This window comes from Micromonospora sp. NPDC048907 (assembly GCF_055586885.1).
The window spans coordinates 734,909-746,354 of record NZ_JBVJHI010000003.1 but is presented as its reverse complement, the minus strand read 5'-3'; the positions used below and the strand labels follow the sequence as shown (position 1 = coordinate 746,354).

At 73.5% G+C, this 11,446-nt stretch carries 10 protein-coding genes and 1 pseudogene; 6 read left to right on the top strand and 5 right to left on the bottom strand.

Annotated features, from left to right (window positions below; genetic code table 11):
- Positions 1–64: 64 nt before the first annotated feature.
- Both ACZ6PY_RS13035 and hppD read right to left on the bottom strand, forming a co-directional pair.
- Positions 65–778: an RDD family protein gene (locus ACZ6PY_RS13035; protein ID WP_466071776.1), complete on the bottom strand. Its 714-nt coding sequence runs from the start codon at positions 776–778 to the stop codon at positions 65–67.
- A 10-nt stretch (positions 779–788) separates the two neighbouring features.
- Positions 789–1,994 carry a 4-hydroxyphenylpyruvate dioxygenase gene (gene hppD, locus ACZ6PY_RS13030; protein ID WP_313724135.1) on the bottom strand — a complete coding sequence of 402 codons (1,206 nt, stop codon included), beginning with the start codon at positions 1,992–1,994 and terminating at the stop codon, positions 789–791.
- Between the two features lie 140 nt (positions 1,995–2,134).
- On the opposite strand from hppD, the gene ACZ6PY_RS13025 reads away from it, so the two are divergent.
- The 4 genes from ACZ6PY_RS13025 (at position 2,135) to ACZ6PY_RS13010 (ending at position 7,418) form a co-directional block, all read left to right on the top strand.
- Complete coding sequence (locus ACZ6PY_RS13025; RefSeq protein ID WP_466071774.1) at positions 2,135–2,626, top strand: Lrp/AsnC family transcriptional regulator; 492 nt, start codon at positions 2,135–2,137, stop codon at positions 2,624–2,626.
- Positions 2,627–2,698: 72 nt separating this feature from the next.
- Positions 2,699–4,132 (top strand): outer membrane protein assembly factor BamB family protein, encoded by a 1,434-nt coding sequence (locus ACZ6PY_RS13020; RefSeq protein ID WP_466071772.1) that lies wholly within the window; start codon positions 2,699–2,701, stop codon positions 4,130–4,132.
- A 77-nt stretch (positions 4,133–4,209) separates the two neighbouring features.
- Positions 4,210–5,877, top strand: a complete 1,668-nt coding sequence (locus ACZ6PY_RS13015) for a fumarate hydratase (protein WP_466071770.1) — start codon at positions 4,210–4,212, stop codon at positions 5,875–5,877.
- A 131-nt stretch (positions 5,878–6,008) separates the two neighbouring features.
- Positions 6,009–7,418 carry a class II fumarate hydratase gene (locus tag ACZ6PY_RS13010; RefSeq protein WP_466071769.1) on the top strand — a complete coding sequence of 470 codons (1,410 nt, stop codon included), beginning with the start codon at positions 6,009–6,011 and terminating at the stop codon, positions 7,416–7,418.
- 28 nt (positions 7,419–7,446) lie between these two features.
- On the opposite strand, the gene ACZ6PY_RS13005 is transcribed toward ACZ6PY_RS13010, so the two are convergent.
- Positions 7,447–7,992 carry a CGNR zinc finger domain-containing protein gene (locus ACZ6PY_RS13005; protein WP_313724141.1) on the bottom strand — a complete coding sequence of 182 codons (546 nt, stop codon included), beginning with the start codon at positions 7,990–7,992 and terminating at the stop codon, positions 7,447–7,449.
- A gap of 82 nt (positions 7,993–8,074) precedes the next feature.
- Between ACZ6PY_RS13005 and ACZ6PY_RS13000 the strand changes: the two genes are divergently transcribed.
- A complete protein-coding gene (locus tag ACZ6PY_RS13000) occupies positions 8,075–9,037 on the top strand; it encodes an EamA family transporter (RefSeq protein WP_466071767.1) in 963 nt (320 codons plus the stop codon).
- Between the two features lie 59 nt (positions 9,038–9,096).
- Positions 9,097–9,342 (top strand): annotated as a pseudogene (locus tag ACZ6PY_RS12995) (HAD family hydrolase); the annotation flags it as partial.
- 59 nt (positions 9,343–9,401) lie between these two features.
- Here ACZ6PY_RS12995 and ACZ6PY_RS12990 read toward each other — a convergent pair.
- Both ACZ6PY_RS12990 and ACZ6PY_RS12985 read right to left on the bottom strand, forming a co-directional pair.
- On the bottom strand, positions 9,402–10,607 hold the full coding sequence (locus tag ACZ6PY_RS12990) for a hypothetical protein (protein ID WP_466071765.1): 1,206 nt from the start codon (positions 10,605–10,607) through the stop codon (positions 9,402–9,404).
- Between the two features lie 165 nt (positions 10,608–10,772).
- Positions 10,773–11,420: an IclR family transcriptional regulator gene (locus ACZ6PY_RS12985; RefSeq protein ID WP_466071763.1), complete on the bottom strand. Its 648-nt coding sequence runs from the start codon at positions 11,418–11,420 to the stop codon at positions 10,773–10,775.
- Positions 11,421–11,446 lie beyond the last annotated feature (26 nt).

The window sequence follows — 11,446 nt, the reverse complement described above, 5'->3', positions numbered from 1 at the left end:
CCCGCTCACGGCGTCATCCCAGTTCGCGACTGCGGGGCTCGCAAGCCCGGCTCACTCCTCACGCTCACGGTGCAACCTTAACGACGACCGTTCCGGCGAACTTGTCGTGCAGGCACTGCTGCCAGGGCTTGTCCCAGAGCTGCCAGAACCCGTCGAGGTAGTTGGCGAACGGCACCAGCGAACCGGCGACGAACTCCACCAGGTACCGCCGGCCGAGGACGCCCCGGGTCAGCGGCGCGCCCGGGTCGAGCGGGACGATGCGGAGCTTCATCGCCTTCTTGCCGAGCGTCTGGCCCGTCCGGCGGGCGTACTCGACGTGGTAGAGCCAGTAGAAGGCGAACATCACCAGCAGCAGCCCGGCCTCGGCGAGCAGCATCGGCAGGAAGAAGTCGGCGAACATGGTGGCCGGATCGGGCTCGGCCGTCGTCCCGTCCGGGGCGACCGTCATCATCTCGTTGAACATCCGGAACCACAGCCAGAGGAAGACCGGCAGGAAGAGCACCATGGCGACCCCGCACGCCACCGCGGTGTCGATCAGCCAGGCCACCAGCCGGTCGGCGAAACCGGCCAGCGGCTGTCCGTCGGGAGCCCGGGTGGGCGGCACGAAGGCGGCGTGCGGTGCGTACCCCGGGGGTGGTGGCGGGTAGCTCGGCAGCCCGGCGTACGTGGGCGGGGTGTGCTGCTGCGGCGGCAGGTACGGCCCGGACGGCGGCGCGAAGCCGCCGCCCGCGGGCGGGGGCCCGGCGGGCGGCGGAGACGCGGGGGAAGGCTCGGTCACGCGGACAGTGTTACAGGTTGCCGCGCTTCTCCTGCTCCCGCTCGATGGCCTCGAACAGGGCCTTGAAGTTGCCCTTGCCGAAGCCCAGCGAGCCGTGCCGCTCGATCAGCTCGAAGAAGACGGTCGGGCGGTCCTGCACCGGCTTCGTGAAGATCTGGAGCAGGTAGCCGTCCTCGTCCCGGTCGACCAGGATCTTGCGGGACTTCAGCTCCTCGATGGGCACCCGCACCTGACCGATCCGGGCGCGCAGCTCCGGGTCCTCGTAGTAGGAGTCCGGGGTGTCCAGGAACTCGACGCCGGCGGCCCGCATGGCGTCGACGCTGGCCAGGATGTCGTTGGTGGCCACCGCGATGTGCTGGGCGCCCGGGCCCTGGTAGAACTCCAGGTACTCGTCGATCTGCGACTTCTTGCGGGCGACGGCCGGCTCGTTGAGCGGGAACTTCACCTTGCGGGTGCCGTTCGCGACCACCTTGCTCATGAGCGCGGAGTAGTCGGTGGCGATGTCGTCGCCGATGAACTCGGCCATGTTGCTGAAGCCCATGACGCGCTTGTAGAACTCGACCCACTCGTCCATCCGGCCCAGCTCCACGTTGCCGACCACGTGGTCGACCGCCTGGAAGAAGCGCTTCGGCTGGATGCCGGCGTCGATCATCGGCTGCCGATCCACGATCGGGCCACGGGCCACGAAGCCGGGCAGGAACGGGCCGGTGTACCGGGACCGGTCGACAAGCGTGTGCCGGGTGTCGCCGTACGCGGCGATGGCCGCCATCCGGACGGTGCCGTGCTCGTCGCTGACGTCGTGCGGCTCGACCAGGCCGGTCGCGCCCTGGGCGGTGGCGTGAGCGTACGCGGCGTCCACGTCCGGCACCTCCAGCGCGATGTCCGAGACGCCGTCGCTGTGCTTCGCGACGTGCTCGCTGCCCTCGGCGTCCGGCCGGACCGCGCCGGTCAGCACGAACCGGGCGGAGCCGCTGGTCAGCACGTACTGGGCGTGGTCCCGGTAGCCCTGCTCCGGTCCCCGGTACGCCACGCAGGTCATGCCGAAGGCGGTGGAGTAGTAGTGGGCGGCCTGCTTGGCGTTGCCCACCAGGAAGTGCACGTGGTCGAGGCCCTTGACCGGGAACGGGTCGCGGGTGATGTCGTGGTCGACGGCGCCGACGAGGGCGTCGACGTCGACCTCCTCGGTCGACTGGGGTCGGTCGATCGCCTGGGTCATGATGGCCTCCCTTGCGTACCGGCCGGCCTCGTGGGCCGCCGTTGCTCTGCTGTTCTGGCGAGGATCGCTGCGCCGCCGCCAGTTGGGCAATAGTCGGCGGAAACTCTGGTCAGGTTGTGCATTCGGTAATATGAAACCCCATGAACGCTGGTCAGGATGTACAGCTCGACACGCTGGACGCGCGCTTGATCGAGCTGCTCGCCGAGGAACCCCGGATCGGGGTGCTGGAGTGTTCGCGGCGGCTCGGCGTGGCCCGGGGCACCGTCCAGGCCCGGCTCGACAAGCTGGTCGAGCGCGGGGTGGTCGGCGGGTTCGGGCCGGACATCTCCCCGGCCGCGATCGGCTTCGGGGTCACCAGCTTCGTGACCCTGGAGATCAGCCAGCGGCACGGCCACGACCCGGTGACCGCGCACCTGGCCGCCATCCCGGAGGTGCTGGAGGCGCACACCATCACCGGCTCCAGCGACCTGCTCTGCCGCATCGTGGCCCGGTCGAACACCGACCTCCAGCGGGTCATCGACCAGATCGTCGCCTCGGAGGGCATCCGCCGCGCCTCCACGATCATCGCGCTGGCCGAACAGATCCCCTACCGCACCCTGCCCCTCGTCCGTTCCGCCGCACGCGGCACATAACACGGCCACCGACCGAGAAAGCGGCGCGACACGGCCGTTCGGGGGGCCGGCACACCGGTGATCGTCGCTACCGTGTGCGGTGTGAAGGGCCTTGGCGTACGCGGCTGGTTGCTGCTGGGGCTCATCACCGTGGTCGTCCTCGCCGCCACCGGGGTGTGGAACCCGTTCCCCGCCCTGTGGGACTGGGTCGACCGGAGCAAGCCGATCTCCGAGCCGGACGTGGTCTGGCAGCAGCGGGTCGGCGGCACCCCGAGAAGCGTCACCATCGCCGGCGACACCGTGATCGTCGAGCAGCGCACCCGGGTCGAGGCGCGCGGCCTGGCCAACGGCACGCAGCTCTGGGAGCGCAAGGCCGACTGGGCGGCGGTGGCCGGCGGCGACCGGGACGCGGTCGTCGCCGTGGGCAAGCTCCTGGACAAGGGCTACGAGGTGCTCGACCCCACCACCGGCGTGGTGCGCCGCCGCGACGAGCGGGCGGTGGCCGTCTGGACCTATCGCAACCTGCTGCTCGACGCCTACTGCGTGCAGTCCACCGACTGCACCCTGCGGGCCTGGGATCCGCGCGGCACCGCACCGCGCTGGAGCGCGTTCCTGCCCGGCGTGAACAGCGGGGTGCTCGCCGACAACCCCGAGCTGCTGGGCACCCGGCGGCTCGGCGCCTCGCGCATCGACGGCGGGGTCGCCGGGCCGGAGCCGGTCCCGCCGCTGCTCGGCTTCCCGGTCGACGGCCGGGTGCACGTGGTGGACACCGCCACCGGGCGGGTTCTCCAGAACGTCGAGCCCGGCCGCGAGGAACGGCTCGCGGTGGTCGGCGGCCGGTTGCTCCGGATCGCCGCCACCTCCCGCGACGGGACCTGCTACTTCGCCCTCACCGCCGTCGACCCGGCCACCGGCCAGCAGGTGTGGCGACGCAACGGGGTGAACCTGCGGACCGCCGACTACGCCGGCTGCGTGCAGCGGGAGGACCCGCAGGGCGCCCGGAACGTGCTCATCGGGGTCGCGCCGGACGGGCGCGAGGCGGTGATCGACGGATACGACGGCCGGCTGCTCCAGGTCGGCGCCGAGGGCGAGAAGCTGCTCGCCGTCGACGACCGCTACGCGCTCGTGCGCAGCGCCGACAAGGACTCCCTCCTCGGCCGGGAGCTGTCGGCCGACCGCACCCGGTGGACCCGGCCGGCCGGCGGGAAGACCGGCGCGGCGCTCACCCCGTACGCGGCGCTGATCGCCGAGGACAAGCCGTCCCGGCTCATCGCGGTCGAGCCGCGCAGCGGTCGGGAGCTGGTCCTCCTGCGGACTTCGGCGAACGCCCTGGCGGTCGGTCCGAACGGCATGATCATCGGGGAGGGCCGGGAGATCGGGTACGTCCGCTGGGGCGCCGGCGCCGCCGTGGTGCCCCCGCCGGACGAGGGCGCGGTGCCCGCGCCGGACCCGGGCGACACCTGGCGACCCCCGGCCGACCAGGGCAGCTGCGGCCCGAAGAACGAGCTCTGCGCCGACGGCAAGTGACGCCGGGTGAGAGCGGCGTCCCACGACCCACCCGGCGGGTGCCACCGATCGACGGCTCTGCCCTAGGCTTTTCGGTCATGAGCAGTGCCGCCGCCTTCTCGTACGCCCCCCTGCTGCCGACCGGACCCGACCAGACGGAGTACCGCCTGGTCACCGATGAGGGCGTCGACGTCGTCAACGGCCCGGGTGGCCGACGGTTCCTCACCGTGGAACCCGCCGCGCTGACCGCGCTGACCGCCGAGGCGATGCACGACATCGCCCACTTCCTCCGCCCGGCCCACCTGGCCCAGCTCCGGTCGATCATCGACGACCCGGCGGCCTCGCCGAACGACCGGTTCGTCGCGCTGGACCTGCTGCGCAACGCCAACATCGCTGCCGGCGGCGTGCTGCCGATGTGCCAGGACACCGGCACCGCGATCGTCATGGGCAAGCGCGGCCGGCACGTGCTCACCGACGGCACCGACGCCGAGGCCATCTCGCGGGGCGTCTACCAGGCCTACACCCGGCTGAACCTGCGCTACTCCCAGCTCGCCCCGCTGACCATGTGGGACGAGCGGAACACCGGCAGCAACCTGCCCGCCCAGGTCGAGCTCTACGCCGAGGACCCGGACGGGCACGCCGACGCGTACAAGTTCCTCTTCATGGCCAAGGGCGGTGGCTCGGCCAACAAGTCCTACCTCTACCAGGAGACCAAGGCGCTGTTGAATCCCACGCGGATGATGCAGTTCCTGGAGGAGAAGCTGCGCCTCATCGGCACCGCGGCCTGCCCGCCCTACCACCTGGCCATCGTCATCGGCGGCACCTCCGCCGAGTACGCGCTGAAGACCGCCAAGTACGCCTCCGCGAAATACCTCGACGCCCTCCCGACGCAGGGCTCGATGAGCGCGCACGGCTTCCGCGACCTCGAACTGGAGGCCGAGGTGCTGGAGTTGACCCGCAACTTCGGCATCGGCGCGCAGTTCGGTGGGCGCTACTTCTGCCACGACGTCCGGGTGGTCCGGCTGCCCCGGCACGGCGCGTCCTGCCCGGTGGCCATCGCGGTCTCCTGCTCGGCCGACCGCCAGGCGGTCGCCAAGATCACCCCGTCGGGCGTCTGGCTGGAGCGCCTGGAGACCGACCCGGCGCGCTACCTGCCCGACGTCACCGACGCCCACCTGGACAGCTCCGAGGTGGTCCGGGTCGACCTCAACCGGCCGATGGACGAGATCCGCGCCGAGCTGTCGAAATACCCGGTGAAGACCCGGCTGTCGCTGACCGGCCCGCTGGTGGTGGCCCGGGACATCGCGCACGCCAAGATCGCCGAGCGGCTGGACGCCGGCGAGCCGATGCCGCAGTACCTGCGCGACCACGCCGTCTACTACGCCGGCCCGGCCAAGACCCCGGAGGGCTACGCCTCCGGCTCGTTCGGCCCCACCACGGCCGGCCGGATGGACGCCTACGTGGAGAAGTTCCAGGCCGCCGGCGGCTCGATGGTGATGCTGGCCAAGGGCAACCGTTCCGCCCAGGTCACCCGCTCCTGCCAGGCCTACGGGGGCTTCTACCTCGGCTCGATCGGCGGCCCGGCCGCCCGCCTCGCCCAGGACTGCATCAAGCACGTCGAGGTGCTCGAATACCCCGAGCTGGGCATGGAGGCGGTGTGGAAGATCGAGGTGGAGGACTTCCCGGCCTTCATCGTGGTCGACGACAAGGGCGAGGACTTCTTCGCCGAGGTCACCAAGCCGGTGCTCACCGTCGGGCGGCGCTGACCTACGACGTACGCGAGAGGGCGCCGGGTGGATCGCACCCGGCGCCCTCGTCGCGGGATCGGCCGGGTGGAACGGCTGCTGTCGGAGCTGGACTGAGCGATCATCTGCGAGTCGGCGGCAGTCGCGGCAGGATGGTACGCGTGACGACTCCAGAGGCGACCGGTTACCGGATCGAACGCGACTCGATGGGTGAGGTGGAGGTGCCCACCGAGGCGCTGTGGCGGGCGCAGACCCAGCGTGCGGTGCAGAACTTCCCGATCTCCGGGCGGGGCATCGAACCGGCCCAGATCAAGGCCCTGGCGCAGATCAAGGGGGCGGCCGCCCAGGTCAACGCCGAGCTGGGGGTGATCGGCGCGGACGTGGGCGAGGCGATCGCCACGGCGGCCGCGCACGTCGCCGACGGCGGCTACGACGACCAGTTCCCGGTCGACGTCTTCCAGACCGGCTCCGGCACCTCGTCCAACATGAACACCAACGAGGTGATCGCCACCCTGGCCGGGCGCGAACTGGGCCGCAACGTGCACCCGAACGACGACGTCAACGCCTCTCAGTCCAGCAACGACGTCTTCCCGTCCTCGATCCACCTGGCCGCCACGCAGGCGGTGGTGGAGGACCTGCTGCCCGCGCTGAAGCACCTGGCCGGCGCCCTGGAGGACAAGGCCGCCGAGTTCGAGACCGTGGTGAAGGCGGGGCGTACCCACCTCATGGACGCCACCCCGGTGACCCTCGGGCAGGAGTTCGGCGGTTACGCGGCCCAGGTCCGCTACGGCGTCGAGCGGCTGGAGGGGGCGCTGCCCCGGCTGGCCGAGCTGCCCCTCGGTGGCACCGCCGTGGGCACCGGCATCAACACCCCGCTCGGCTTCGCGGCGCGGGTGATCGAGAAGCTGCGCGCCTCGACCGGGCTGCCGCTGACCGAGGCCCGCAACCACTTCGAGGCGCAGGGCGCCCGAGACGCGCTTGTGGAGACCTCCGGGCAGCTCCGCACCGTCGCCGTCGGGCTCTACAAGGTGGCCAACGACATCCGCTGGATGGGCTCCGGCCCCCGCGCCGGCCTGCGCGAGCTGCGCATCCCCGACCTCCAGCCCGGCTCGTCGATCATGCCGGGCAAGGTGAACCCGGTCGTCGCCGAGGCGATGCGGCAGGTGTGCGCGCAGGTGATCGGCAACGACGCCGCCGTGGCGTTCGCCGGCTCGCAGGGCGACTTCGAGCTGAACGTGATGCTTCCGGTGATGGGCCGCAACCTGCTGGAGTCGATCCGGCTGATCTCCGCGGCGAGCCGGCTCTTCGCCGACCGCCTGGTGGTCGGCCTGGTCGCGGACGCCGAGGTCTGCCTGGCATACGCCGAGGGCTCGCCGTCGATCGTCACCCCGCTCAACCGCCACCTCGGGTACGACGAGGCCGCCTCGATCGCCAAGGAGGCGCTGGCCAAGCAGGTCTCCATCCGTGAGGTGGTGATCTCCCGTGGGCACGTCGACTCGGGCAAGCTCAGCGAGACCCAGCTGGACGAGGCCCTGGACCTGCTCCGGATGACCCACCCCTGAGTCGGGGGCGCCGCCCACCGCTGCTGTGTCAGGGGTGGGCGGCCGCCTTGCGGGCCCGGTAGGCGCTCACCGCCGCCCGGTTGCCGCAGCCGCCGTCGCAGAACCGGCGGGACCGGTTCTTGGAGAGGTCGACCAGCACGTTCTCGCAGTCGGGGTGGTCGCAGAGGCGCAGCCGGCTCAGCTCGCCCATGCGGATCAGGTCGGCCAGCGCCATGGCGGCCTCGACCGCCATGCGGGTGGCCAGTGGCGCGTCCCGCGGCACGGCGTGCAGGTGGTACGGCTCGTCGTCGTGCCGGACGAGCTGGGGCAGGGCGTGCGACTCCCGGAGCAGCCCGTTGACCACGGCCACGACCTCGTCGGTGTCGGCGTACCAGATCCGGCGGAGCCGGGGCCGCAGCGCGCGGACCTCGCGCAGTTCCGCCTCGCTGTGCTCGTGCCGGCCGGTCCACCCGTACGCGGTGAAGAACTCGTCGAGGGCGGTCACGTCGGGCAGCCCTTCCCGGTCGGGGCCGGCCGTGTTGACCAGCGCCGTGGCCGCGATCAGGCCGCATTCGGTGTCATGAGCGAAAAGCAACTTGACTCCTGTCGGGGTGCCGGCCTAGCGTCATCAGCATAACGCCACTTGACCCATGTCCGGTCGACCCTAGGAGCTGTCGATGCGTGAACGGCCCGGCGTCGGCCTCGGCCTGGCGCTGCTCTCCGCGCTCACCTTCGCCACCTCGGGCACCTTCGCCCGACCGCTGATCACCGGCGAGTGGTCCGCCGAGGCGGTGGTGCTCGCCCGGGTCGGCATCGCCGCGCTGGTGCTCGCCGTGCCCGCCCTGCTGGCACTGCGCGGCCGGTGGCCGGTGCTGCGCCGCAACGCCGGCACGCTCGTGGTCTTCGGCCTGCTCGGGGTGGCCCTGGCCCAGGCCTGCTTCTTCAACGCCGTCCGCTACCTGCCGGTCGGCGTCGCCCTGCTGCTCGAATACCTGGGCATCGTGCTGGTGGTCGGCTGGATGTGGCTGGTCCACGGCCAGCGGCCCCGGGTGCTCACCGTGGCCGGTTCCGTGACCGCCCTGTGCGGGCTGGTGTTCGTGCTCGACCTGACCGGCGCCGGCAGCCTCGACCCGGTCGGCGTCCTGTGGGGGCTCGGGGCCGGGGTCGGCCTGGCCGGCTACTTCGTCATCGCCGGCCGGGTCGACCCCGCGCTGCCGTCGGTGGTGATGGCCAGCGGTGGCATGGCCGTCGGCGCGGTGGTGCTGCTCCTGCTCGGGCTGGTCGGGGCGCTCCCGCTGCGCGCCGGCACGGCCGACGTGAGCTTCGCCGGGCACGAGATGACCTGGCTGGTGCCGATCGCCGGCCTGTCGCTGATCGCCGCGGTGGTCGCCTACCTCACCGGCGTCGCCGGGGCCCGGCTGCTCGGCGCGCGCCTCTCCTCCTTCGTCGGGCTGACCGAGGTGATGTTCGCGGTGCTGATCGCCTGGCTGGTGCTGGGCGAGCTGCCGAACGGCGTGCAACTGCTCGGCGGTGCGCTCATCGTGGCCGGCGTGGCCCTGGTCCGGGTGGACGAGCTGCGCGCACCGGCGGACGCGGCCCCGCCGGCCCCGGCCGAGCCGGCCCTGGCCGCGGAACGATGACCGACCCGCGCAGCGCCGTCGTCTTCGACGCCGACGAGACCCTGCTCGCCCTCGCGCACAAGAAGCCCGCGCCGGAGTTCTCCGCGGCCGTGGTGGCCGCCGCCGGCCTCCCGGCCGAGCACATCGTCCACGTGGGGGACTCGCCGGAGCACGACGTGCTCGCGGCCCAGCGCGCCGGGCTGCGGGCGGTCTGGTTGAACCGGGGCCGGCTGCCCCGCCCGCCGGGGCTCAGCCCGGACGCCGAGGTGTCCACCCTGGCCGATCTGCCGGACGTGCTCGCCCACCTCGAAGCCGCGAAGGCCTGATCGCGGTCGGTGCGTGTCCGGGACGTCCGGATGCCGCCACGTCGGCGTCGGGGCGGGCCTCACGGCCGCCAGCCCCGGGCCACGAGGGCGGCGCGGATCTCGCGGACCAGGACCGGGAAGTTCCGGTGCAGGCGGCGGTCGGTCACGGGCAGGACGAGCCAGCCGGCCGCGACGAGCTGCCGGAGCCGGTCCGGGTGCGGCTGATCCGGGTCGCGGCGCCACCGGCCGTCGTGCTCGACGGCGACGCGGAACTCAGGCCAGGCCAGGTCGGGGTGCAGGACGAGACCCGACGGCCCCCGCACCGGGTGATGCGCCACCGGGCGGGGCAGGCCCGCCAGCACCAGCCGGACGCGCAGGTGCGACTCGGCCGGGGACCGCGCCCCGGTGTCCGCCAGGCCGAACACCCAGCGCGCCCGCCGGCCACCCGGCCGCCCGGCGTTCCGGTCCGCGACGTCGGCCAGCTCCGCCGGGCGGACCAGGCCGATCCGCAGCAAGGTGTCGACGACGCCGACCGCCCGTACCGGGTCGGACCAGACCGCGGTCTCCCAGGCGCAGGCTGCCGGCTCGGTGCGTGGCAGCCGGACCGGTCCGCCCGGCGCGCCTCCCATCGGCGCGACCGCACCGGCCGCCGTTGCCCGGACCGTCTCCGTCGGCACGACGGCACCGCCGTCCGCGCCGGAAGAGGCGCCCGGCGCACCGCCGCCGGGGATGGTCTCCGCCGGACCGCCGGCGGGGCCGTGCCGGGCGGGGATGCCGGCGGGGCCGTGCCGGGCGGGGATGCCGGCGGCGCCGTGCCGGGCGGGGATGCCGGCGGCGCCGTGCCGGGCGGGGATGCCGGCGGCGCCGTGCCGGGCGGGGACGGTCGGCGCGGGGCGGGCCAGGCCGCCGGACGCGACGAGGAGACCGACGCGTTCGGGCGCCGACCGGGCCTGGTGCACCCGGATGCCGGGCTGCGCGTCGGCCCGCGCCGTCGCCGGGAGCAGGACGTGCACGTCGTCCCGCGGGCCGGCGGCGTGCGCGACCCCGTGCAGGTACGCCGCCGAGGGCCCGGCGAGCAGCGTCCCCGGAGGCAGGCGGAGCAGCGCGGCGCGGCAGGCCAGCGCGTGGTCGTGATCGAGGCGGGCATCGGCGTAGACGTCCTGCCGGAGCCGGACCCAGGAGGCGCCCCGGAGCTGGTGCCGGGTCAGCAGCTCGCGCCGGACCGCGTCCGAGCCGCGGAAGACCTGCCAGGCCAACTCGGGCGGTCGAAGGGGTTGAGGTGGCATGCCGACCAGCCTGGCGGCGACGAACCACCGTCCGGCACCCCTGTGGACAACGGCGGCCGCGCGGGACGCGGCGCCCTGTGGACAACGACCACCGCGCCCGACCGATGTGCTAGCGGCTCGCGACCACACTGCACAACCACGCCCCGCGGGGGCCGGCAGAGCCGGTCAGGACAGCGCGGCGGCGATCGACTCGGCGGCGGCGGCAACCTGGGTGCCGACCTCGCTGACGTCGAGCGGGGTCAGCGAGACCACCCCGACGCTCGCCTCCAGGCCCGGCACGCCGAGCACCGGTGCGGCCACCCCGTACGCCCCGGACTGCAGCTCGCCGCTGGTGCTCACCGGGCCGGCGGCACCCGCGCGCCCGGCCAGGATGGCCCGCCCGGCCGCGCCCCGCTCCAGCGGGTGCCGCGATCCGGTCCGGTACGCCACGTGGAACGACGTCCAGGTCGGCTCGACCACCGCGAGAGCGACCCCCTCGCCGCCCTCGACCACGGTCAGGTGGGCGGTCGCCCCGGCCTGCTCGGCGAGCCGGCGCAACGCGGGCAACGCCCCCTCGGCGAGCAGCGGCTGGGCCCGCCGGGCCAGGTGCAGCACGCCGGCGCCCAGCCGGAGCCGGCCCTCGCCGTCGCGGCGCAGCATGCCGTGGTCGGTCAGCGCGCCGACCAGCCGGTAGACGGCCGCCCGGCCGATGCCCAGCCGGTTCGCCGCCTCGGTGACGGTCAGCCCGCCCGGCGCGTCGGCGACCAGGTGCAGCAGCCGCAGCCCCCGGTCCAGGGTCTGCGCCGTCTCGCCCGCACGTGCCGCCGTGTCCACAGCACGCAGCGTACGACCCGGCTCCG